General features: G+C 49.7%; 22 protein-coding genes and 1 pseudogene. 10 read left to right on the plus strand and 13 right to left on the minus strand.

What is annotated here, in order from left to right:
• Positions 1–9: 9 nt before the first annotated feature.
• The 3 genes from H511_RS0101320 to H511_RS0101330 are packed head-to-tail and all read left to right on the plus strand — an operon-like array spanning position 10 to position 3,326.
• Positions 10–1,401 carry an aldehyde dehydrogenase family protein gene (locus H511_RS0101320; RefSeq protein ID WP_027250691.1) on the plus strand — a complete coding sequence of 464 codons (1,392 nt, stop codon included), beginning with the start codon at positions 10–12 and terminating at the stop codon, positions 1,399–1,401.
• A gap of 21 nt (positions 1,402–1,422) precedes the next feature.
• Positions 1,423–2,592: an iron-containing alcohol dehydrogenase gene (locus H511_RS0101325; RefSeq protein WP_027250692.1), complete on the plus strand. Its 1,170-nt coding sequence runs from the start codon at positions 1,423–1,425 to the stop codon at positions 2,590–2,592.
• Between the two features lie 14 nt (positions 2,593–2,606).
• The gene (locus tag H511_RS0101330; RefSeq protein WP_036758366.1) at positions 2,607–3,326 is read left to right on the plus strand and encodes a glutamine amidotransferase-related protein; all 720 of its coding nucleotides are present in this window, start codon (positions 2,607–2,609) and stop codon (positions 3,324–3,326) included.
• 63 nt (positions 3,327–3,389) lie between these two features.
• On the opposite strand, the gene H511_RS0101335 is transcribed toward H511_RS0101330, so the two are convergent.
• From H511_RS0101335 to H511_RS0101350, 4 genes are all read right to left on the minus strand, one after another.
• Positions 3,390–4,574: a multidrug effflux MFS transporter gene (locus H511_RS0101335; RefSeq protein ID WP_027250694.1), complete on the minus strand. Its 1,185-nt coding sequence runs from the start codon at positions 4,572–4,574 to the stop codon at positions 3,390–3,392.
• A gap of 25 nt (positions 4,575–4,599) precedes the next feature.
• On the minus strand, positions 4,600–5,424 hold the full coding sequence (locus tag H511_RS0101340; RefSeq protein ID WP_027250695.1) for a siderophore-interacting protein: 825 nt from the start codon (positions 5,422–5,424) through the stop codon (positions 4,600–4,602).
• A 26-nt stretch (positions 5,425–5,450) separates the two neighbouring features.
• Positions 5,451–6,053, minus strand: a complete 603-nt coding sequence (locus tag H511_RS0101345) for a recombinase family protein (protein ID WP_027250696.1) — start codon at positions 6,051–6,053, stop codon at positions 5,451–5,453.
• Positions 6,054–6,635: 582 nt separating this feature from the next.
• Positions 6,636–8,075, minus strand: coding sequence for a sucrose-specific PTS transporter subunit IIBC (locus H511_RS0101350; RefSeq protein WP_027250697.1), 1,440 nt, complete (start codon positions 8,073–8,075; stop codon positions 6,636–6,638).
• A 243-nt stretch (positions 8,076–8,318) separates the two neighbouring features.
• On the opposite strand from H511_RS0101350, the gene H511_RS0101355 reads away from it, so the two are divergent.
• Both H511_RS0101355 and H511_RS0101360 read left to right on the plus strand, forming a co-directional pair.
• Positions 8,319–9,308 carry a LacI family DNA-binding transcriptional regulator gene (locus H511_RS0101355; protein WP_027250698.1) on the plus strand — a complete coding sequence of 330 codons (990 nt, stop codon included), beginning with the start codon at positions 8,319–8,321 and terminating at the stop codon, positions 9,306–9,308.
• 141 nt (positions 9,309–9,449) lie between these two features.
• Positions 9,450–11,078 (plus strand): glycoside hydrolase family 32 protein, encoded by a 1,629-nt coding sequence (locus H511_RS0101360; protein WP_027250699.1) that lies wholly within the window; start codon positions 9,450–9,452, stop codon positions 11,076–11,078.
• Positions 11,079–11,139: 61 nt separating this feature from the next.
• Here the strand turns inward: H511_RS0101360 and H511_RS0101365 are convergent, their stop codons facing one another.
• The gene (locus H511_RS0101365; protein WP_027250700.1) at positions 11,140–12,060 is read right to left on the minus strand and encodes an aminoimidazole riboside kinase; all 921 of its coding nucleotides are present in this window, start codon (positions 12,058–12,060) and stop codon (positions 11,140–11,142) included.
• A 195-nt stretch (positions 12,061–12,255) separates the two neighbouring features.
• Here H511_RS0101365 and H511_RS22155 point away from each other — a divergent pair, with 195 nt between their 5' ends.
• The 4 genes from H511_RS22155 (at position 12,256) to H511_RS0101390 (ending at position 16,428) form a co-directional block, all read left to right on the plus strand.
• On the plus strand, positions 12,256–12,726 hold the full coding sequence (locus H511_RS22155) for a GNAT family N-acetyltransferase (RefSeq protein WP_036758370.1): 471 nt from the start codon (positions 12,256–12,258) through the stop codon (positions 12,724–12,726).
• Positions 12,723–13,172 carry a GNAT family N-acetyltransferase gene (locus tag H511_RS0101375; protein ID WP_027250701.1) on the plus strand — a complete coding sequence of 150 codons (450 nt, stop codon included), beginning with the start codon at positions 12,723–12,725 and terminating at the stop codon, positions 13,170–13,172. Before H511_RS22155 ends, H511_RS0101375 begins: the two co-directional genes overlap by 4 nt.
• 1,221 nt (positions 13,173–14,393) lie before the next feature.
• Positions 14,394–15,371 carry a DUF1852 domain-containing protein gene (locus H511_RS0101385; RefSeq protein WP_027250703.1) on the plus strand — a complete coding sequence of 326 codons (978 nt, stop codon included), beginning with the start codon at positions 14,394–14,396 and terminating at the stop codon, positions 15,369–15,371.
• Positions 15,372–15,399: 28 nt separating this feature from the next.
• Positions 15,400–16,428, plus strand: coding sequence for a methionine synthase (locus H511_RS0101390; RefSeq protein WP_027250704.1), 1,029 nt, complete (start codon positions 15,400–15,402; stop codon positions 16,426–16,428).
• 776 nt (positions 16,429–17,204) lie between these two features.
• Here H511_RS0101390 and H511_RS0101400 read toward each other — a convergent pair.
• The 3 genes from H511_RS0101400 to H511_RS0101410 form a co-directional block, all read right to left on the minus strand.
• Positions 17,205–17,492 (minus strand): type II toxin-antitoxin system RelE/ParE family toxin, encoded by a 288-nt coding sequence (locus H511_RS0101400; protein ID WP_027250706.1) that lies wholly within the window; start codon positions 17,490–17,492, stop codon positions 17,205–17,207.
• On the minus strand, positions 17,489–17,770 hold the full coding sequence (locus tag H511_RS0101405) for a type II toxin-antitoxin system Phd/YefM family antitoxin (RefSeq protein WP_027250707.1): 282 nt from the start codon (positions 17,768–17,770) through the stop codon (positions 17,489–17,491). Before H511_RS0101405 ends, H511_RS0101400 begins: the two co-directional genes overlap by 4 nt.
• Positions 17,771–17,949: 179 nt before the next feature.
• A complete protein-coding gene (locus H511_RS0101410) occupies positions 17,950–18,375 on the minus strand; it encodes a hypothetical protein (protein ID WP_027250708.1) in 426 nt (141 codons plus the stop codon).
• A gap of 182 nt (positions 18,376–18,557) precedes the next feature.
• Between H511_RS0101410 and H511_RS24545 the strand changes: the two are divergent.
• Positions 18,558–18,692, plus strand: a pseudogene (locus H511_RS24545) (IS110 family transposase); the annotation flags it as partial.
• A gap of 19 nt (positions 18,693–18,711) precedes the next feature.
• Here H511_RS24545 and H511_RS0101415 read toward each other — a convergent pair.
• The 5 genes from H511_RS0101415 to H511_RS0101440 all read right to left on the minus strand — a co-directional run bounded on the left by H511_RS0101415 (position 18,712) and on the right by H511_RS0101440 (position 23,439).
• On the minus strand, positions 18,712–19,038 hold the full coding sequence (locus tag H511_RS0101415; RefSeq protein WP_027250709.1) for a hypothetical protein: 327 nt from the start codon (positions 19,036–19,038) through the stop codon (positions 18,712–18,714).
• Positions 19,039–19,429: 391 nt separating this feature from the next.
• Positions 19,430–19,900, minus strand: a complete 471-nt coding sequence (locus tag H511_RS0101420) for a protein-tyrosine phosphatase family protein (RefSeq protein ID WP_027250710.1) — start codon at positions 19,898–19,900, stop codon at positions 19,430–19,432.
• A gap of 518 nt (positions 19,901–20,418) precedes the next feature.
• Entirely contained in the window at positions 20,419–21,006 is a 588-nt protein-coding gene (locus H511_RS0101425; RefSeq protein WP_027250711.1) for a YiiX/YebB-like N1pC/P60 family cysteine hydrolase, read from the minus strand.
• Between the two features lie 802 nt (positions 21,007–21,808).
• On the minus strand, positions 21,809–22,483 hold the full coding sequence (locus H511_RS0101430) for a hypothetical protein (RefSeq protein ID WP_027250712.1): 675 nt from the start codon (positions 22,481–22,483) through the stop codon (positions 21,809–21,811).
• Positions 22,484–22,929: 446 nt separating this feature from the next.
• Positions 22,930–23,439 (minus strand): hypothetical protein, encoded by a 510-nt coding sequence (locus tag H511_RS0101440; protein WP_027250713.1) that lies wholly within the window; start codon positions 23,437–23,439, stop codon positions 22,930–22,932.
• Positions 23,440–24,029: the final 590 nt, after the last annotated feature.

A 24,029-nucleotide genomic window follows, 5' to 3' on the forward strand; every position in this document is an offset into this window, starting at 1 on the left:
AGATGCGTCATGACTCGAATGCAACAAACAATATCGCCGGTAGACGGCAGTGTGTATGTCACTCGTCCGCTTGCCTCTGATGAAGCCATTCAGCAAACGCTCAGCCTGGCGAAAAGTGCCCAGAAAAGCTGGGCCAGCGTTGCACTGAGCGAGCGTCAGGCTATTTGCAGCAAAGCGGTTAACTGGTTTGAAGCCAATAAAGCCGAAATCGGCCAGGAAATCTGCTGGCAGATGGGAAGGCCGATCCGCTATGCGCAGGGCGAAATCGCCGGTCTGGCGGAACGGGCACGCCATATGATTGCCGAAAGCGATGCGGCGCTGGCCGCGATCACCTTACCCGACAAGCCCGGCTTCAGCCGCTATATCACCCGCGAACCCGTGGGTGTGGTGGCAGTGATCGCCCCCTGGAATTATCCGTACCTGACGGCCATCAACAGCATTGTGCCTGCTTTGCTGGCCGGCAACAGTGTCATCCTTAAGCATTCTGCGCAGACGCCTTTGTGTGCTGAGCGGTTGAAATCGGCGTTTGATGCCGCAGGTCTGCCGGAAGGGGTGTTTCAGTTTTTGCATCTGACGCACGAGGACACCACCAAACTGATTCAGTCTGACGCGGTGAATCATGTCGCCTTTACCGGCTCAGTACCGGCAGGCGCGCAGGTCGAGCAAGCTGCTGCGGGTCGCTTTATCGGGGTCGGGCTGGAGCTGGGCGGCAAAGACCCGGCTTACGTGCGTGAAGATGCCGATCTGGATAATGCCGCTGACACTGTGGTTGACGGGGCGTTTTTCAACAGCGGCCAGTCGTGCTGCGGTATTGAACGCATTTATGTTCACGCCTCTGTGTATGACGCTTTTGTCGAAAAAGCGGTGGGGATCGTCAGGCAATATAAGCTGGGCCGACCGGATGAGCCGGAGACAACGCTGGGGCCACTGGTCCGTACCCGTGCCGCTGATTTTGTCCGCGGCCAGATCCAGGAAGCGATCGCGCAGGGTGCGGTGGCCCATATCGATGAAAAGGCTTTTCCGCTCAGTCAGGCCGGATCGCCCTATCTGGCGCCGCAAATTCTGACCCAGGTTGATCATACGATGCGCGTGATGCACGAAGAATCGTTCGGGCCGGTTGTCGGGATTATGAAAGTGAATAGCGATGAAGAAGCCATCACTCTGATGAACGACAGCGATTTCGGCCTGACCGCCAGCATTTTTACCCGTGATATTGAGCGGGGTATTGCGTTAGGTCAGCAGGTGGAAACCGGTACTTTCTTTATTAACCGCTGTGATTATCTCGATCCGGCGCTGGCCTGGACCGGTGTCAAACAGTCTGGCCGCGGTTGTACCTTGTCGGCCTTGGGCTTTGCGGCGCTGACACGTCCGAAATCATTTCATATTAAAACACTGGCCTGAACCGGCGTTAAGGAGAGCAAGATGTCGCTGAAAGGAAACTGGAATTATCCAACGCCAATCACAGTAGGTGAAGGCTGTTTACAGCAGATCGGACAGGCATGTCAGGGCGCCGGGATCAGCAACGCATTACTGGTCACCGATCCCGGGCTGGCCGCCCTGCCCATGGTGACGGAAACCGTGGCGTTATGCCGCGCAGCCGGCATTGGCTGTGAGGTGTTCAGCCGGATTCAGGGTAATCCGACCGGCGAGAATGTCGACGACGGCCTGGCTGTGTATCGTCAGGGCGGTTTTGACGGTGTGATTGCCTTTGGTGGTGGTTCCAGTCTGGATGCTGCCAAAGCCATTGCCCTGATGGCGGGACAGTCACTGCCGCTGTGGGCGTTCGAGGATGTGGGCGATAACTGGTTGCAGGCCAATGCGGATGCCATTGCCCCTGTTATCGCGATCCCGACCACAGCCGGGACTGGCTCTGAAGTCGGGCGTGCATCTGTAATCACAGATACGGCCAATCACGTCAAAAAGATCATTTTCCATCCTAAGATGCTGCCGGTACGTGTGCTGCTCGACCCGGCGGTGACGACCGGATTGCCGCCGCATATCACAGCGGCGACCGGTATGGATGCGCTGTCGCATAACCTTGAGGCCTATTGTGCCAACGGCTATCATCCGATGGCCGAAGGTATCGCACTTGAAGGCATCCGGCTGATTAAAGTCTATCTGCCACAGGCGGTTGCCGACGGCAGTAACCTTGAGGCCCGCACCCAGATGCTGGTGGCCTCCAGTATGGGCGCGACTGCCTTTCAGCGTGGCCTGGGCGGCATGCATGCCATCGCCCACACACTGGGGGCGTTATACGACAAGCATCACGGCTTACTGAATGCCATCCTGATGCCCTATGTGCTGGTGGCAAACCGCAGTGCGATTGAAGATAAGCTGACCCATCTGGCCCGCTATCTGGATTTACCCGAGCCCGGTTTCGATGCCTTTCTGACCTGGGTTCTGGATTTCCGTGCCGCGCTGCAGATCCCCCATACGCTGGCGGATATCGACATCACGGTGGAAGAAGCACAGCGCGTCGGCAGTATGGCGGTGCAGGATCCGTCGGCAGGCGGAAATCCTGTCGCACTGAGCGCCGAGCAATACAGCCGGATTTTTGTGGATGCTGTGACGGGCCGCTTGCCGCAGCACTGACACCAGGAGGCTCCATGACGCTAAAAATGGGTATTCTGCAGTGCGATGATGTCAGGCAGGATTTGCAGGCCGACCACGGTAATTATCCGGCGATGTTCACTCAGCTGCTGCGCGATGCCGGTGACGCGCCGGAACTGGTTTTTTACCGGGCGCTGGACGGCGAGTTGCCGCAGGATGTTGATGAATGCGATGTGTATATGACCACGGGCAGTCGTCACAGTGTTAACGATGATCTGCCCTGGATCCCCCCGTTGCTGGCTTTTGTACAGGCGTTGCATGCCCGCAAAAAGAAGCTGGTGGGGATCTGCTTTGGTCATCAGCTGATCGCAAAAGCGCTGGGCGGCGAAGTGATTCAGGCGCCGCAGGGCTGGGGGATTGGTGTGGCGACACATGCGCTGCATGCATTGCCAGCGGGAGTAACGGAAAATGCCGCGTCCCCGCCTGATCTGTCTTTGCTGGTCAGTCATCAGGATCAGGTGGTCAGGTTACCGGATGATACGGCTGTGCTGGCCGGGAGTGATTTCTGCCCGTATTACATGCTGCAGGTGGGAGAACACTTTCTTGGCATTCAGGGCCACCCGGAATTCAGCAAGGCCTATTCACGGGATCTGATGCTGGCAAGAAAGGCGCTGTTACCGGCCAATGTGCTGGATACCGGACTGACGTCGCTGGACATGCCGGTAGACAGTGAAAGAGTCACCCGCTGGATGCTGGATTTCCTGCGCTCATCGTAACCCTGCCGTTTTACTGTGACTGAGCACCTGCCCCTGCTAACACAAACAGGGGCAGTTGTTTCTTTACTGGCTGTCAGGTAACGGCGTGCGGAATCCGCTGCGGATATTCAGGGTGACAATCAGAGCAAAGATCCCGATCACACAGCCAAGCTGCCAGGCCTGCTGAATACCCAGCTTGATCAGCGCCATACTGACCAGGGCTGAAAGCAGCATCTGCCCGCCACCGGATAACGCGGCCACCGTACCAGCCTGTTTGCGGTACGGCAGCATCACCTGCGACTGGGCACAAGGCATTGCGATGCCGTTGCCAAACACCATCAGGAACTGACCCAGCATCATCATCAATGGCGTCAGCGGCGCCAGGATTAACCAGACAGCCGCAATGAGATGAACGGCAGGCGCGAGGTACAGCATGCGTTTGGTACCGATTTTGGGCCGCAGCCAGCTGACCAGAAAACCACCGGCAAATAACCCTGCGGTCGGCAGGAGTGCCCAGAGGGCGTATTCATCTGAGGTCATACCAATCTGAACCTGCATGATAAAGGGCATCAGCGAGATGGTAGTGACGACCAGACTGAAGTTCAGCCAGCCGATACTGGCAAAACTCAGAAAATAGCGCGACGATAGCAGGGAGCGGTAATCCGCAGCGATTTTCCTCACTGAAGGCACCGCTTGTATGTCGTGCATGGTCTCTTTGAACATCAGGCACAATGCAAACCACACCAGGGTGATGTAGCTCGCCAGCACGATAAAGACCGACAGCCAGCCAAAGTGGTGGTTAATGAAACCGCCAATCACGGGCGCAAAAATCGGCGTAAAAGAGGCCACCATGGTCAGATAAGACAGCGCCTGCGGCAGCTGTTCACCTGTGTAGGAATCCCGTGTCGAAGCGCGGGCCAGCACAGCGCAGCAACCCGCCCCCAGCCCCTGCATCAGTCGACCGGCCACTAAGCCGTAAAAACTGTCACTGGCAAGGATCACCAGAATCAGACCGGCCACTGCAAGCAGGATACCGGCTAACAGCACCCGGCGACGGCCTAAGGCATCCGAGATCGGGCCATAGATGAATTGCGACGGACCGAAACCGAGTAAGTAGACCGAAATCAGCAGCTGTGCCTGATCGATGGATATGCCAAAGTCTTTGGCTATCCAGGGCAGGGAAGGAAACACCAGCCCCATGCCAAACTGACCTATGCTGATGGTCAGGCAGGCCAGCAAAATCGGGCGCCAGGAAAAAGCGGCTGACACCGCTGTTCCCTCAGCTGTTTCGGCATCAGGCTTTGCCATGATAGCTGTCCTGATCGTCGCGTTTGATAACCTTGTGCCCGTCTTCTGTCACCCCGAGTTTCCAGTAACTGCTGATGTAACAGGCTTTGCGATCGAACTGATTCTGCTGGCTGATGTGCTGGCGAATGGCGCGCATATTGTTAAATTCGCAGGCGCACCAGATCGCTGGTTTGCCTTCCAGCCAGTGCAGCGCCGCCACTTTCTCTGCCAGTGCGTTGCCCGAGTGCTCCCCCTCGATCACAGTGATTAAGTCAACACCGGCAGGCAGTTGCAGCGCGGGCAGATCCTGCTCGCTGCCCAGTGCCAGCACCACATAACCCTGACTATTAGCAGCAAGGCGGGCTGTTTTGAGCTGAATGGAAGGCAGCGCTGTCATATCACCTATGATCAGCACCCAGTCACTGTCATCGGCCAGGCCCTGAATGGTATTCGGCCCGCCGAGAGAAATCTGCTCGCCTGGCTGAGTGTGCATGGCCCAGTGACACGCGTAACCGCCTTGTTCCGGCGTGATCTCGCCTCTGTGCTGGCTCTTGTCCTTGTGATGATGTTTGACAAAATCCAGTGACAAGGTGCCCTGCTCCGGATCAAATTCACTGATGGTGAAGGTGCGCAGCACAGGTTTCTGACCCTCAGAGAGTGTGCTCAGGTCGGTACTGCCGGCAGGAGTGAACAGCAGTTTGACATACTGACCGGCGCTGTCGGCCGGAAGATGGTGGATATCCTTGCCTGTCAGAATCACGCGGCGCATGTTCGGGCTGATATCGAAGGCTTGCTGTACAGTAAATGATTTGGCTTGTAGTCGTTTTTGCATCTGTTGGTCTCTGTTTGAATTCGGGTTTACAGCTCGTGGCCGTGATGCTGCATTTTTGCTTTGACACGCTTTACCGTGGAAAGGCTGACACCGGTTTCGTCAGCCACTGTCTGCAGGGTTTTCCCTGCCTCGAGCAGCATGGCAATCTGGCGGTGCACTTCATGGTTGGCACGGCGGCCGCGAAACTTTTCTTTCCACGCGGCTTTGTTCTGACGCAGCGACTCCCGGCCCGCCTCGGCGGCCCACAGCCGGTGCTGGGTGTGTGAATGAGCATAACCCTTGAGCATCAGCAGCAGGGCATCGGTGATCGGGCAGTCCGGCTTGAAGGTCAGCGGCTGGCTCACGGTATGGACGATCACGCCTTTGTCCAGTAGTTGCTGAAGGGTCTGGTGGCAGGCATCAAAATGAAAACCAAGATCCGTCAACCAGCGGACGATCAGTTGATCACCCGGTTTCAGTCTGTTGAATAAGTCGCGGTACTGCGGGCGATCCTCAGCAGGGACATTGCCGCGGATCCCGGTTTCCCGGAACAGACACAGATTGGGATCATAATTGGTAATTTGCCGGATCAACGCCTCAGGATCGCTCATTTTCGGCGACAGGCGAATATAGCCGTATAAGGTCGGCATGGTGACTCCTTAACAGAACCGCTTCTGTTTGTGGTCTCAGGATATGGTTCATTTGGTGTGGCTCATTTAATGGTTATCATAGAGGTTCAAATTTGTTCTTGCAACACTAAATGAGCTATTTTTGGTTGACCGGATAGCGAATTTCTTTTCGTTTTTTGGGGATGTTGAAGCTGTGGGTATTTGTACGGCTGAGATATGTCGCGCTTGAGTTCGGTGGTTCATTTGGCATTGTTTTATGCGCGCCAGGTACTCTTTGTGGGCCAAAGAGTACCCAGAAAGCCCTTTTTGTTCTTTGGTGTTGTCCGGGTCGGTTGTAGGCGCTCCCGGCGCCGACAACCTGAAAATTCGTCCTGAATTTTCCCCTGGGGGAGTGGGTTTCTTTTCGTTTTTTGGGGGGGTGTTGAGGCTGTGGATGTTTGTACGGCTGAGGGATGTCGCGCTTGAGTTCGGTGGTTCATTTGGCATTGTGTGATGCGCGCCAGTGACTCTTTGCTGGAGGAAACGCAAGAGACAGACGCTTCGCTAGAGGAAGCGTCTGCCGGTGGCTTGGTATAGTGTTGAAAGCTATGTCTGTGTTGAAGACTAGGCCGCTGCGAGAGCGCCCGCTTTGGCTTTTTGACGAATACCGAGCAGCAGCGTCAGCACAAAGGTGACAGCAAACGAGATCAGCATGCCAACGACGAAGTAACCAATATAGCCAGGGCTGATGGAAATGATGCCGGGCAAACCTGCCGCGCCAAGCGCCTGAGCTTTGACATTGAACAATGTAATCCAGGCACTTGCTACGGCCGAGCCGATAATCGCTGCGATGAAGGGATAACGCAGTTTCAGGTTCACGCCAAACATGGCCGGCTCGGTAATTCCCAATAGCGCAGTGACACCGGACGGCAGGGCGATACCTTTGGTTTTGGTCTCTTTGGTTGAGAAGCCGACCGCCAGTGCTGCCGCTCCCTGGGCAATGTTCGACATGGCCGCAATCGGGAAGATAAAGGTGCCGCCTGTGACCGCAATATCGGTCAGCAACTGAGTTTCGATGGCAATAAAGCTATGGTGCATCCCGGTAATGACGAAAGGCGCGTAAATAAACCCGAACAAGGCACCGCCTAAAAAGCCCGCGGAATCATAGAGCCAGTTCAGGCCATCACCCAGCAGAAAGCCGATATCCCGCGTCACCGGACCAACCAGGGTGAAGGTCAGAAACCCGGTGACAAATATTGCCAGCATAGGGGTGAGCAGATTATCCAGCACTGACGGGACAATTTTCCGTAATCCGTTTTCAACTTTAGCCAGAATAAATGCCGAGACTAACACCGGCAGGACAGAGCCCTGATAACCGACTTTTTCTATGCTAAAGCCGAAGATGTTCCAGGTCGGCACCGTACCTGTAACGCTGGCGCTGCCAAATCCCCAGCCGTTGAGCAAATCAGGGTGGACCATCAGCATGCCCAGCGCAGCCCCCAGAAAAGGGTTGCCGCCAAACTTTTTACTGGCCGAGAATGCAAGCAAAACGGGCAAATACACAAAAGGAGCGTTAGCAAAAGTGTTGAGCATATTTGCCAGATCAGCCAGGCCCGGATATGCATCAATCAATGATATCTCATCAAGAAACAGCCCTTTTGCTGTCAGGAGGTTAAATACTCCCATCAATAAACCACCGGCCACGATCGCCGGGATAATAGGGACAAAAATGTCAGACAGGCCTTTCACAGCCCGTTGCACGATATTCTGTTTCTGCGCGCCGGTATTGGCGACATCCGCTGTCGACATGTCGGCCATGCCTGTGAGTCTGGCCAGCTCAGCGTAGACCTGATTCACAATCCCTGAACCAAAAATGATCTGGTACTGGCCGGCCACTTTAAACTGGCCTTTGACGCCATCAAGCGACTCAATGGCTTTCTCATCGACTATGGCATCATCTTTCAGTGCCAGACGAAGACGCGTTGCACAGTGCGCCAGAGCTTGCAGGTTTTCTTTGCCGCCAAGTTGCTTGAGTAGCGCCTTGGCAATTGTTGGGTAGTCCATTTCATCCCCCGGTAGGTATTTGGCTGTAATCGTTATGTACTATCTATGGTGTTTTATAATTTCGGGAACGTTTGCAACAATCATTTTTCTTGAAGAAACCGGTGTCGTCAAAGCACATTCCGTCTTTATGTGAAGTGGATCTGCTAATAGCGCGCCATAAAGCGCTCTGTCTCACTGGTAATCAGGCGAGATTCTGGTAGTTTTGCAAACAATCCCAATCAGTTAGAAGAAAAGGCCAAGGCGATGGCAAGTTTGCATGACGTGGCGCTGCTGGCTGGCGTGTCAAAATCGACAGTCTCACGTGTGATCAATGATGAATACGGCGTTAAAAAAGCGACCAGAATCAAGGTCATGAAAGCTGTTGAAGAGGTGGGCTATGTGGTCAATCAGGTCGCCAAAGATCTCAAGTCACAGAAAACCAACTTAGTCGGGGTGATTGTTCCGCGGGTCTCCTCGCATGCCACAGCGCAAGGAGTGGACGGGCTGAGTCAGGTCTTTGACGATGCGCAAAAGCACGTGCTTTTAGCCAGTTGCCAGCAAAACGCTGAAAAAGAAATTGAGTATATTCAGCTGTTTAACAAAAAACGGGTGGAGGGTATTGTCCTTTATGCCACACATATCGATCAGCAACTGGTGCACGCTATTCAGCAGTCCTATGCCCCTGTCATTCTGGTGGGGCAGGATGGCTCGTTGTTTAATATTCCCAGCATCATTCATGATGATCTCCGGGTTGGTTTTGAAGCCGGCAACCGGTTATTGAATGCCGGCTGCCGGCAGATTGGTTTTATTGGCGTTGCCGATTCCGATGTCGCCGTCGACAAACTGCGCTCAGAAGGGCTGCAGCAGGCACTGCAAATGCGTCAGGCCGAGCCGCTGTTGTTTCACAGCCACGGCGAATTCACGATTGAGTCCGGCTACAGCCAGATGAAACAGTTGCTCGAGACCTTCCCCCAAACCGACGGGGTATTTTGTGCCACCGACCGGATTGCGATCGGTGCTATCAACGCGCTGAAAGACGCCGGAAAAACCGCAGGAAAGGACGTCAAGGTGCTGGGGGTCGGGAACGACGAGCTGAGCTCTGTCTGCTCACCTAGCTTGTCTACTTTTAATTATGCTTTTGATAAAGCAGGAGAAAGTGCTGCCAGAGTGTTGCTGGAACTCATCGAAGGCAAGCCGCAGGTCATGAGCAAAGTTGTTTTAACCTTCCAGAACATCGACCGCGAAACCTGCTGAGCCGCTTTGACACCGCCCGGCATTGTCCGGTTTTTTTGTGGCAGTGATCACGGTAAACGCACCGGAACACCCGCTTTCTGCTTGTCCCGTTCAGTTGTTTGATGTACTTTTTGCAAACGTTCCCAATTTAGGTTTGCACATATGTCTCTTCAGTCCTTATCCAATCTCTGCGGCAGCATTGATAATCTCGCCCGGATACTCATTTCGGACGATACACTGATTTTTGAAGTGCTGAATGCCGAGCTGGTCAGAGAATCCGGACTGATTGAGCATATCGGGCCGGTACAGGGCAAGCTGCAGGTTACCTTCAGGCGTCCTGAAGATGTCTCTGAACACGATTTGCTGACGATGGGAAATCTGATTGCCGCCAGACAACAGGCACGGTCTGAGGATTTTGCCAGACCCGTACCGTGCGAGTTTCGTCCTTCATGGCATATTTCCCCGCCTCAGGGGCTGCTGAATGACCCCAATGGCTTTATCTTTCATGATGGCCGTTATCATTTGTTCTATCAGTGGTTTCCTTATGCCTGCACCCATAATGACAAGCACTGGGCGCATCTGACCAGCCCGGATTTCATCAACTGGACCTGGCAGCCCGTTGCCCTGACGCCCTCTCACTGGTTTGACAGTCATGGCGCTTTTTCGGGTCATGCCATCAGTCACGCTGGCGAACTCCTGCTGTTTTATACCGGCAATACCCGTATTGGTGCACAAAGGGACAGGCAGACCACGCAGTGTCTGGCAACTTCAGCCGACGGTGTGCACTTTACCAAGCAAGGCCCGGTTATCAAGGCCTTGCCACCCGGTGTGACCCCGCATATCCGTGACCCTAAAGTCATCCGCCATCAGGACCGCTGGCTGATGCTGCTGGGCGCGCAAACAGACGATCTGAAAGGCCGGCTGGCGATTTATCAGTCCGACGATCTCAAACAATGGACATTTGACCGCCTCTGTGGCGAGGAACTCGGTGACTTTGGCTATATGTGGGAGTGCCCGGATTACTTTGAGCTGGGCGATCAGCGCTTTGTGGTGCTGGGGCCGCAGGGCATTGCGTCATTTTCGCCGCACAATAGCGTTCCTCATCATAATGGCATCGCCAAAGCCTGCTGGGACGAGCAGGGGATGCTCACTCTTGCCGGGTTTCAGCCGCTGGATTACGGCTTTGATTTTTACGCGCCCCAGACCCTGCTGACGCCCGATGGCCGCCGGGTGTTATGCGGCTGGATGGGACTGCCGGATGAGGTCGATCAGCCAAGCGCCGATAACGGCTGGGTGCACCAGTTAACCTGCATGAGAGAACTGACGGTACGTGACGGCAAGTTATGCCAGTGGCCCGTTCGGGAGCAGGAAAAACTGGTGATCGCAGAGCAGGCGATCCAACTCTCTGCAACGCCGTTGGATCTGGCAACCAAAGCGTTTGATCTGTCACTCAGCCTGCAATGGGGAGATGAATTGCGGCTGTTTCAGAATGAAACGCAACATCTTGTGATTCGGGCTGACAGCCAGCGCCGGGCCTTGATCCTGGACCGCTGCCATACCCTGAACCGTGCCCAGGACACGGTTCGCGAACTGCCCCTGACATCCGATTGTGTGCAGCTGCGTATTCTGGCTGATACGTCCTCGATCGAAATCTTTGTCAACGGCGGCGAAGCCGTAATGAGTTCACGGATTTTTACCGACCAAACGGCAACCTGTGTTTCGCTGTCCGGCGAGGCGCGATCAGCGCTGTTGCGGACATACCGCCCGGCCAGTGCGCCATTCCCGTCTTAGCGCAAAGCAATGAGCAAAGAGAACAGACTGCCCGGCGATTCCCGGCAGTCTGTTGAATCATCTATTCGATATATTCAAGTAAAGCCTGCCGGGTTGGCAAAGCGGTCATGGCACCCTTTTGCGTGGTCGCCAGTGCACCACAGCCATTTGCCCACCTGACAGCGTCGCGGATGGTTTCGCTGTTTGCCCACGCCGGATGCTGCGCCAGCTTCGCCAGCAGGCCACCAACAAAAGCGTCTCCGGCGCCTGTCGTATCGACAGGACTCACTGTCTGGCCTGTCATCAGCTCGCAGGTATTGTCAAAAAGCACCAGCGCGCCTTTTGCCCCCTGGGTGATCAACACTAAGGGGTGGTTGTAAGGCTGAATGGCTGCCAGACCTTGCTCAAGATTCTCTGTCTGTGTCAGAAACAGCAGTTCGTCATCGGAAAACTTGACGACGTCGGCCAGTTCTATTGCCTGGCGGACCACGGGAATAATCTCGTCAGTATCTGACCAGACTTCCTCACGCAAATTCGGGTCAAAACTGACAAAGCCACCGCTGCGTCTGATACGGCGCATGGCTTCCAGTGTGCTGCTGCGGCTGGGTTCACTGGCCAGCGCAATAGAGCAGACATGAAGCCATTCACCGGCAGAGAATTCAGGAATATCGGATACCTGCATGAACTGATCAGCACTTGGCTTGACCATAAAGGTAAAACTGCGCTCGCCGCTGGCATCGAGATCGACAATCACGGTTGAGGTTCGGTGTGCCTCATCCAGTCTCATGTGGTCGGTATTCACTTGCTCACCGGCCAGGGTTTGTTTGATAAAGCGGCCCAGAGGATCCTGTCCCACCCGGCCAAAAAATGCGGCCTGACCGCCAAGACGGGCAATCGCCACGGCAACATTGGCCGGCGCCCCGCCCGGGCATTTCAGATAGCGGTTTTCACCGTCTGGTATCAAGTCGACGACTGCATCGCCGGTTACCCATATTTTGCTCATTGTATCTCCCCAAAACAGAAACATTCCTTTGGCAAAGTATGATTGCTGAATCGTTTCAGTAGGTCAATGAAAACATCAAATACTGACCGGTTCCCGGAGGTTCTGGTCGCCTGATTCTAAGTGGGAAACAGGCTATACAACTTGTTGAAATTGTGGTTAACATGCAGGTGAAAAGGAAATCTGAGAGACAGAGATATGGAAGTGGTCATTCGTGCTTTAACCCCTGCTGATATTCCTGCATATCGCGACCTTCGTCTGGAAAGCCTGCGGTTACATCCAGACTGTTTTGGTGCCAGCTATGAGGAGCAGCGGCAGCAGCCAACCATGTACTTTGAGCGCAACATTGCCAACCAAAGCCCGCAACACACTATGTTGGGGGCATTTGAGGGTGAGCAACTCGTCGGTTTGTGTGGTGTGTCTGAACTGGAAAACCGAACGGTGCTGCTTACACAAATGTACGTCAAAAGCCGATGCCAGGGCTCTGGTGTCGGCGTGGCGCTGATCAATGCTGCCAGACACACGGCGGCTGAAAAGTATCAGGCTTGTGTACTCCAGCTGGATGTCTATCCGCATAACCTGGCGGCAAAGCACCGTTATGAAAAAGCCGGTTTTCAGGTCACAGGCGAGACCGCAGACGAGCTGATCATGACACTTAGGTTGCCATGATTGAGATTCAGCATCTGGATGCGGCACAGATCCCTATGTCATTGTTGCTGGAAGCTGATCCTTCGGAAGCCTGTATCCAGCGTTATCTGAACGGGGCTTATTGCCTGGCTGCTGTGGTTGATGGCGAAATCATCGGGGTCTGTGTTGCCAAGCTGATCGCAGAAAATACATACGAAGTCTTCAATCTGGCGGTCTATCCGGCGTTTCAGCAGCAGGGCATAGGCTCGCAGCTGTTATCTGCATTATTTCCCCGGCTGAAAGAGCAGGGTGTTCAGTCAGTCGTGCTGGGGACCGGTACGTTCGGTTATCAGCTGACGTTTTACCAGCGGCTGGGGTTTCGGGTCGAGAGTGTCGTCAAAGATTTCTTTCTCGACCATTATGATGAGGCAATCTTTGAGTTGGGTATTCAGCATAAAGATATGCTGCGGTTGAGGGTGGATTTATAACCCGCTTACTGTGAGTGAAAGTTTTGTGGTTGGGATTTTTGGTGCAGTTGAGGTATGTCGCGCTTGAGTTCAGTGGTTCACTTGGCATTGTTTTATGCGCGCCAGGTACTCTTTGTTGGGCCAAAGAGTACCCAGAAAGCCCTTTTTGTTCTTTGGCGTTGTCCGGGTCGGTTGCAGGCGCTCCCGGCGCCGACAACCTGAAAATTCGTCCTGAATTTTCCCCTGGGGGAGTGGGTTTCTTTTCATTTTTGGGGGGGGTGGGGCTGTGGATATTTGTACGGCTGAGGTATGTCGCGCTTGAGTCTGGTGGTTCACTTGGCATGGTGTGATGCGCGCCAGGTACTCTTTGTGGGCCAAAGAGTACCCAGAAAGCCCTTTGTGTTCTTTGGCGCTGTCCGGGGCGGTGGTAGGCGCTCCCGGCGCCGACAACCTGAAAATTCGTCCTGAATTTTCCCCTTGTAGAGTGGGTAACTTTGGATTCTGAATCGTTGTTGGATAGAGCGTTTTGAGGCCTGCATTCATTAAGTTACCTCTGTGATTGCCGCGCAGGCGGCAATCCATGCAGCGAGTGCGGTGACGAGTTGTTATATCTGAGTTTGAAGGTATGTCGCGCTTGAGTCTGGTGTCTTTGTCGGCATTGTGTGATGCGCGCCAGGTACTCTTTGTTGAGCCAAAGAGTACCCAGAAAGCCCTTTTTGTTCTTTGGTGTTGTCCGGGTTGGTTGTAGGCGCTCCCGGCGCCGACAACCTGAAAATTCGTCCTGAATTTTCCCCTTGTAGAGTGGGTAACTTTGGATTCTGAATCGTTGTTGGATAGAGCGTTTTTAGGTCTACATTCATTAAGTTACCTCTGTCATTGCCGCGCAGGCGGCAATCCATGCAGCGAGTACGGTGACCAGTTGTTGCATTGATGGCATGTCGCGCTTGAGCCCGGTGTTTCTTTTAGTATGGTTTGCGGGAACGTTCGACTTTAACAACTCATGAGTGTGGCTCATGGATTAATGAAATTAAATCATTTTTATTCATGGTTCGACCCAAGTATAAATCACTCTATTGTCAGCTTTATACAATATTACAGTTGGCTCTGATTGAGGCCATTAGGTGAAAATCAAACAACTGTGACGATGACGGACTGGAAAAAACAAAAATATAAAATTGTAAAGTCCGGAAAGAAAAAGAAATAAATTCAGGATTATCTCAGAGAATTGGATGACAGGTTACCATGAATAAAGATTTTAGATTTACGATAAAGAATATTTGTTTCGATGAAAATTATCATCCTTCAGATAATACCCGTATCACAACTAACTTTGCTAATTTGGCGCGAGGTGAAAGCCGTCAAGAGAACTTGCGCAATACTTTAAAGATGATTAACAATCGTTTTAATGCTTTGGCCAGTTGGGATAATCAAAAAGGCGATCGTTATTCTGTCGAGCTTGAAATTATTTCAGTGGATATGGATATTGAAGGCAGTGGTCAGGCTTTTCCATCGATTGAAGTATTGAAAACGAACATTGTTGATCATAAAACCAACGAACGCATTGAAGGCATTGTAGGGAATAATTTTTCCTCCTACGTGCGAGATTATGATTTTAGCGTATTACTGTTGGATCATAATAAGAATCAACCCAAATTCAGCATTCCGGATAATTTTGGCGAACTGCATGGAAAGCTCTTCCAGTGCTTTGTTAATTCAGATGCTTACAAGGCTAATTTTAGTAAGCCGCCTGTTATCTGCCTCAGTGTTTCGGATAGCAAGATCTATCATCGCACTGAAAACCAGCATCCTGTATTGGGTTTTGAGTATCAGCCCAATGAGTCTTCGTTGACTGAGCAATATTTCAAGAAAATGGGATTGCAGGTTCGCTATTTTATGCCTCAAAACAGTGCCGCGCCTTTAGCTTTTTATTTCTTTGGTGATTTGCTCAATGATTATACGAATCTTGAGCTGATCAGCACCATCAGCACGATGGAAACGTTTCAAAAGATTTACCGACCTGAGATTTATAATGCGAATGCTTCAGCGGGGAAATTATATCAGCCCAATTTGAAGAATCAGGATCATTCATTAACTCAAATTGTTTATGATCGAGCAGAACGCAGCCAGTTGGCTATTGAGCAAGGTAAATTTGCTGAGGAACACTTCATCAAACCATACCAAAGTATTCTTGAGCAGTGGTCTGCTAATTACGCTTTATAATTAACGATAAATTACAATAGAGCCTATTATGAAAACATTATTACCGACTTCAACTTCTGGCAGTTTACCTAAGCCCTCTTGGCTTGCAGAACCTGAAACACTTTGGTCACCCTGGAAATTACAAGGTGAGGAGTTAATAGACGGCAAACACGATGCTTTACGTGTGTCATTACAAGAGCAACAACGGGCAGGTATTGATATTGTCAGTGATGGCGAGCAAACCCGTCAGCATTTTGTGACGACCTTCATTGAGCACCTCAGCGGCGTTGATTTCGAGCAACGTAAGACAGTGAAAATCCGTGACCGCTATGATGCGAGTGTACCGACAGTCGTGGGTCCTGTGAGTCGCCCCAAGCCGGTTTTTGTTGAAGATGCCAAGTTTTTACGTCAGCAAACCAATCAACTGATTAAATGGGCCCTGCCTGGCCCTATGACGATGATAGATACGCTTTATGATAACCATTATAAAAGCCGTGAAAAACTTGCCTGGGAATTTGCCAAAATCCTCAATCAGGAAGCCAAAGAATTAGAAGCCGCTGGTGTTGATATCATCCAATTTGATGAGCCTGCATTTAATGTGTTTTTTGATGAGGTCAATGACTGGGGCATTGCGGCTTTGGAAAGAGCCATTGAAGGACTTCAGTGCGAAACGGCGGTACATATTTGCTACGGTTACGGCATCAAGGCTAACACAGACTGGAAAAAGACTTTGGGCTCAGAGTGGCGACAATACGAAGAAGTGTTTCCCAAACTGCAGCAATCGAATATCGATATTATCTCACTGGAATGTCACAACTCGCGTGTTCCAATCGAGCTACTGGAACTCATTCGGGGTAAAAAAGTCATGGTAGGAGCGATTGATGTCGCAACCAATACCATTGAGACGCCAGAGGAAGTTGCCAATACCCTGCGAAAAGCACTGCAGTTTGTCGATGCCGACAAGCTTTATCCTTGCACCAACTGTGGCATGGCACCTTTATCCCGTGACGTCGCAAGGGGCAAGCTGAATGCCTTGAGTGCAGGTGCAGACATCGTCCGAAGAGAACTATTGGCTTAGTACCAATACAGAGATGCTTAGCCGGGTTAGTGGCAGAGTTATCTTTTGATTAAATTAGTTTTTTCAAAAAACCAAACTGCTCCGCAATGATGCAAGGCGAGGATATGTTCCTCGCCTTGATTGATACGTTTACAAGGCCGTCCACGGGCTGTTCGGAGCGCCCGATGCGGTTGTAGGCGCTCCCGGCGCCGACAATCTGAAAATTCGTCCTGAATTTTCCCCTGGTGGAGTGGGTTTCTTTTCGTTTTTTGGGGGTGTTGAGGCTGTGGATATTTGTACAGCTGAGGTATGTCGCGCTTGAGTTCGGTGGTCCATTTGACTTTGTTTGATGCGCGCCAGGTACTCTTTGTGGGCCAAAGAGTACCCAGAAAGCCCTTTTTGTTCTTTGGTGTTGTCCGGTTCGGTTGTAGGCGCTCCCGGCGCCGACAACCTGAAAATTCGTCCTGAATTTTCCCCTGTGGAGTGGGTTTCTTTTAGTTTTTTTGGGGTGTTGTGGCTGGGATTTTGGTGCAGTTGAGATATGTCGCGCTTGAGTTCGGTGGTCCATTTGACTTTGTTTGATGCGCGCCAGGTACTCTTTGTGGGCCAAAGAGTACCCAGAAAGCCCTTTTTGTTCTTTGGTGTTGTCCGGGGCGGTTGTAGGCGCTCCTGGCGCCGACAACCTGAAAATTCGTCCTGAATTTTCCCCTGGGGGAGTGGGGAACGCTGGTTTATTGCTCGTGATTGAACAGGCATGCTTCAGAGTTGTTGCATCATAATCGTGGTAGAACGCAGTTTTATACGTCCTTTTCCGACAACACTTGTCGACAGTTACGAACCGTTAGCACTCTGATCTCATGGCCTAAGCTGTAAATAATACGATAGTGACCGAAAATGATTTCACGATAGTTCGTGTGGGGTATTTCTGGAACAAAGCGCCCCATTTCAGGCATGCTTCCGAGTAACTTCGTTTTGTCGAAAACATCATTGACCCACTTTTCTGCAGCAGATGGATTATCTAAAGAGATGAACTCTGCTACGTCACCAAGCTTCTGAAGCGCTAAAGGAGACCAAACTACTTTCATTTCTTAATGCGTGCCAGCACTTGGGCGCGTGCATCTTCATGAGAAACACCCAGATCGGAAGCTAACTGAGCTTCTGCTGTGCGCATTTCTTCCAGTAATTCGATTTTCTCTTGCATTGCCTCGTACTCTGCAACGTCAAGAACCACAGCGACACCTTTACCACGTTGTGTAATTACTAATGGACGACGAGTTTCATTGATTTGTTTGATGTAAGAAGCGACACTTGCGCGAAATTCAGACAACGGCTGAATATCTTGATCGAAATGAATACGACTCATGTTGAACTCCATTTGGTACAAAATAACGTACAAATGATAGTTCAGCCAGCTGTGATGAGCAAGAAGTTGATGCTGCATTATCACGAATGAGGGACCGCAATCGCGCCTGTTATCAGGATTTGGCCTCAAAGCCAGTGCACATGGCAGTCCCTCATGAGATGTTTGTGAGCACCGCGTGGCTACATCATGCACTCTGTCGCCGTTTTCGCTTGTGCGACACCTTTTTCGATGATTGCCAATACTTGATCGTTCTTCACTGAAGACACGATTTTATCGAGCAAATTTTCTGCTGTCGCCTCAGAAGAAACATCAACTAAGCAACTGTAACTGTGAGAAATTTTATCGGTTGCTGCTACAACCGCTTGATGGTCAGTGAAATCTGTGTTGATCAATGAGTCTATCGACTGAGTAAAATCTTGAGCCTTTTGTGTCGCATCACCAAAAACTTCAAGATTGAGATGATTCAAATCTAGTGAATCTGCCTTCTGCTGCAGACTATCGACTGCTTTGTTCGCTGCAGCTTGAGCCTCATCAATTGCTTTACTCGCATCATCACAACCCACTAAAGCGAGTATTAAAGTCAATGTGATTACTGATTTTTTCATCTTAAGCCTCTGAGTAAGAAAGAGATGCCGATACTAAACGAAGGCTTAGAAGCAATGAACAAAAATACCGTAACAGGATACGACCATAACTTACTGGCTGTGTGCTAACGAATGACATGTACTCCCTTCTCATCAGGTTTTGCCACACTTGGCCAGTCCGTCCTGTAACTACCGGTGGACACTATCAACGACTTCTGGCTGAAGGAAAACCGAAAAAAGTTGCCATCATTACATGCGTCAGGAAAATGATTGCCATCCTCAATGCGATGCTTCGGGATGGCGTCCGACGAGAAGAAAAAACGGCGTTAATTGAATGATTGGCGCCATAGTTGTTTGTTATGTTCGTTGCGCCTTAAGTGTGTTAACCCCGAAATTTAATATCATGAGAGATGGCAGAACTAGGACTACACCATAAAATTTAAGATATTGATCGTTTTGCATATACGAACCAAAAGGTTCTAATACCCATAAACCGCATAAACACAACAAAGCCCAACCACCACTAATTAGTAGGAAAGACATAAACATTGGGAATGTCAAAACATGATCGCTTAGAGCAATCTGGGATTTACGTTTTGTACCGAAGTAGCCCAATCCTAAAACAGAGCAAATAGCACTAATAATGCCCGTTATCCCGTTAATAGTTTCCCAGTCCATATGCATTATATCTCCCTAGAACATAACGAATGACATGGACTCCCCCTCATCAGGTTTCGCCACACTTGTTAAGTCTGATGACGAAATCGCCTGAGGCCATCAACATGTCACTATCTATCAATAGCATTGATTTAGCCAAACATAGCTTCAGTACTCACGGTGAAGATCACCAAGACAAGGTGTTGATCCACAAAACAATAACGCGGTCAAAAGTCCTTGAGACGTTTGCTAATATCCACCCGCAACTATCGGGATCGAAGCCAGCCCCCCGTAGCAGAGGCAACCCGCCACACCGCCGCCCTCCGGCGTTCAACCAAGCTATTTCCATAATAATGCCGCTTCGGGCTTGTCCAACACCCGGATAAAGTGTCGGCTGCGAGACACTTATCCTTATTTGTTATGTGTTTTTCAGCTCAGTAAGAACCGCCACTGAAAACTTACTCCAGCCAGGTGCAGTAAATGCAATATTTCGGATATTTTTCACTGCTTTCATTGCTTCTTTAACTTCATAGCCTTCCGACTGCATTAGATAAGTGGCAAGAGCCAAACCCGTACGATCTTTTCCTGATTTACAGTGAATTAAAACAATTCCTTCCGTTCGATTTTTATTGATGAACTCAACGATTCTAGGTAAGGCTTCCACACAAAACTCTAGGTCACCGCTTTGAATGGGTACATTACTTGAAAGCGGAATATGACCATAAACTATCCCTAACTCACTTAATCTCGAAGTGTGAACCAATTCTCCATCGTTAACGGATAGAATGGCTCTAATATTGTTACGTTTGAGTTCATCGAGATCCCACATGAGTTTGTCTGGTCCACACCTGCCAGACACGGACTCGTCGATGAAAAACAAATCTTTCATGCGTTCTCCATTCTACACATAACTAATGACATGGACTCTCCCTCATTAGGCTTTGTCACACTAGGTAAGTCTGACTACGAAATTACCTGAGGCCACTTGTCACCATCTATCTATGGCATCGATTTAGCCAAACACAGCTTCAGTATCCACGGTGAAGATCACCAAGGCAAGGTGCTGATTTACGGATTCACTTGTTCACCGGGTTATTGCAACAGCCAATGATGCTGTAAGGTTCAGGCTTTTTGCGGAAAAGCCTGATCATGCGGCTAGCACCTTTGATGCTTTCTAACGAATGAGGAACCGCAACCGCGTCCTGTTATCAGGGTCATGGCACCAAAGCCAGTTAACAGACCGAATGTAGAGCGGCAGTCCCAAACCTTGCATTACTTGAACTTGGATTAATGCAATTACTTCACCTAATCTGTTTCGCTTTAAATACTCTTTTTCCATGAGAGGGTTACTTTAATCGCCTAACGCCGCCAGCAGAGGCGCAGCTTTGCTGCGGCTGACTGGCCTTGTTAGGGCTGATAACCTGATATATCGCCAACGACATCATAAATATGTAAGCGAGCGTCTTTGCTAATATCACCGGGGTTTGACCCAGGCTCATTCTCTGGTACCGGCATCCCGAAATATTCGTAATATGAGATCCATTGATCATGTACTTCACCAGTTTCAATGTCTCTGAAACTCATTGGTTGTTCAGTAAAAAACTCTGTACCGCCATTCGCATGTTTAAACATATCAACAATTAGCTCACTGCAATATAAAGCTGACTCACCTGTCAGATACAAGTGATCATAAGGAATATTTCGTTGCTCAAGTCCATATACTATAGCGTCTGGAATCAAATCTTGATGGCTGCTCTTCAATCGCCCAATCATATACCTTGGATTTGAACGGTGATCTCTTGAACGCCGGATATGAGTCGCAATGTTGGTTAGCCGAACTTCGGGGTAGTATGCTTCTAAGACGTACTTACCAAATGAGTTCTCAACAACCACTCCAACGTGGTTTACCCTCGCCCCACGAAATCCTTCGGTAACAGATGATATTGCATTAGCAGAGCTACCAATTTGCGTAAAAATAAGATCGCCTGTTCTCATAATAAATTCCTTATACAGAGCCCTAACGCCCGCAGCACGGGCAAAGTTGAAGCGCAGCGGAAACTTTGTCCCTGTGGCTGCGCTTGTTAGCTGTTGAATGCACTTAGGCCAATAGGTGCAAACCTGCCACGCTGCTGACTCCGATAGCCCATAAAGTTTCAAACGTAGAGCTTAAAAAAATACGAGTTCGAGCAGTTAATGTTTTTACCATAGACACCTCCTTATCATTGTTGTCGTTGGCCAAAAGAACCAAACGGATACTTACGTAACGCAGCAAAATCAATAACAAGGCTATGGAGCCAACAATCGCTAGGGGAATTGAACCCCCACCTATCACCCCTATTGGACTAAATGCACTCTCTCCTTAAGACAGCTAACGAATGACATGGACTCCCCCTCATCAGGCTCTGCCACACTAGGTAGGTCTGACTACGAAATTACCGGAGGCCACCATGTCACATTCTATTTATAGCATTGATTTAGCCAAACATAGCTTCAGTATCCACGGTGAAGATCATCAAGGCAAGGTGTTGATCCACAAAACAATAGCGCGCTCAAAACTCCTTGAGTCGTCACCGACTATTGTTGAGTTGAATGCAGCGTAACTCTGTATTCAAGCGCACTTATCAACGATTTCTGGCTGAAGGTAAACCGAAAGAAGTTGCCATCATTGCATGCTTCAGGTAAATGGTTGTCATCCTCAATGCGATGCTGCGGGGTGGCTACGATGGGAAAAAACGGCGTTAATTTAAGGATTGACGCTATAGTTGTTTGTTCGAATTACGTTTCGATACAAGTCTATCTACTCCCGTAACCCATCACCAAACTCACTAAAATCGTTAATTTCACTTAGCTTAAATCGCTTATCAAGCGTAAAGCTCGTCCAACTCTCTTTAAATATTGGATCTGCATGTTCTTCATGACGGTTAATATTATTCTTCACCAGCATTTTCTTTGTCAGGTAGTTAATGCTAGTGACTACTTCTACTGTTGGCCCTCTGTTAGCACTTTTGTCATAACCGATCAGCTCAAAATCTGCTCCTTGATAACGAAAATTGTAGCGCCAGTGTCCATAGCGACCATGAGCGAAAAGGACATATAGATTTCCTTTTTCAATTTTGGTGTAAATATCTGGTACGAAGTATACACCGCCATCTTCTTCTTCCGAATAAAAGCAGTTTAGATTTTCAATGACTAATTCGTATTTTTGTTGGTTTCTTAAAGCAACAACGATCCCTCTTCGGTTGAGGTCTACTTCACCACGAAATTCATCAACAACAACTTTATTTGGGTCTGTTCCTTTTATGATTAAAACAACGTCCTCTTGACTATCTTTGTTTAAGTCACCATAAATCGTTTCAGTCACGAAATATCCATCAGGAACCAATTCCCGGAGGGAGTCCTCAAGCGCATGATTATTTTGAGCAAAAGCACTCGTTCCCCAAGTAAGAACAAATGCTAAAAATATACTTCTCATTTTCCATCCCGATATCATTTCAGTCGTCATTCTAACGAATGACATGGACTCCCCCTCATTAGGTTTGTCACAACTGGGCAAGTCTGATTAAGAAATCGCCTGAGGCCATCAAGATGTCACTATCTATCAATAGCATTGATTTAGCCAAACATAGCTTCAGTATTCACGGTGAAGATCACCAAGGCAAGGTGTTGATTCACAAAACAATAGCGCGTTCTATAGTCCTTGAAGCGTTTGCTGATATCGCACCTGAAATGATCGGGATCGAAGCCAGCCCCCCGTAGCAGAAGCAACCAGCCACACCGCAAGCGGAGGAACGTACTACAACCGACGGCAAAAATCATGTAACCAACTGAAGTTATTAGTCATCTGATGGCTTATGGGCTTACTGTACCTGATAAAAACAGCCCGCATCGCCGCCCTCTGGCGTTCAACTAAGTTATTTTTTAGGCACTTGGTTGCCAATATGTAGATCTCAATACTTTACCCAATAATTCACTAGCCTTAATATAATCATCCGAAGCTATCAAATGATAAGCTGTCGCCTCAGGTTCATCTTTTGCCATCAAGCATTTGGTACAATTGTCTTTCAATACTTGTAAACTAGCCCGAAGTTCATCATTTACAACACGTTGAACTAAAATTGAAGTTTTAGCGTTTAAAGCCCGATTTTGAACGTTTAACTCTTCTGAGATTGGACGTCCCCATTGTTCGGTATTTTCAAAGTTAATTTTGTCATCTCTATAGATTTGACAGCAAGACCGAAAGTACTCTAAAAGTTCAACTTGAAGCTCGAGGATTGTTTCTCTTTGAAAAGCATTGGCAGCTTCTTTTTTTTCATGTTCTTTAGCTTTGTTGCTTAAAATATGTGAGTTCCAACTTGTTATCGCTGTTGTTGCAATACTTGCTAAAGCTCCGATAATCGTCCCAATAAAACCCCAAGTAACAGCTTCCATTATTGTTATCCTCGTATATGCCTAACATTTTGTTATACGACATCATGTCGCATAACTCTGTCGTATAACTATTCTTGATGAAATCCACCTAAATGAATGATTAATTTAGATAATTCATGCTTAATCATATAAATCCATCAGTAAGTTATACGACATCTTAGCGTGTATCTTACCTAAATCACTCATGCTACCCAATTGATGTTATGGACTTTTTTGTGATTCATGACTGACCGCAAAAATCACACTCACTGCATGAATTCCCGCTTTCACGAGAATGACAAGCGAGAGCCGGTATAGTTATCACTGAATCAGGGAAAAATTCAGGACGAATTTTTAGGTTGTCGGCGCTGGGAGCGCCTACAACCGGCCCGGACCACACCAAAGAACAAAAAGGGCTTTCTGGGCACTCTTTATCCCGATAAAGAGTGTCTGGCGCGCATCAATTAATGCCAAGTAAGCCACCGAACTCAAGCGCGACATACCTCCGCTTCACCAGAATCCTCAGCCTTAAAAACTGCACTCGCTGTATGGATTCCCGCCTATCGCGGGAATGACGGGTTGAAAATGTACATTGATGGCATTCCCACAGG

Source organism: Photobacterium halotolerans DSM 18316, assembly GCF_000425165.1.
Classification (GTDB): domain Bacteria; phylum Pseudomonadota; class Gammaproteobacteria; order Enterobacterales; family Vibrionaceae; genus Photobacterium; species Photobacterium halotolerans.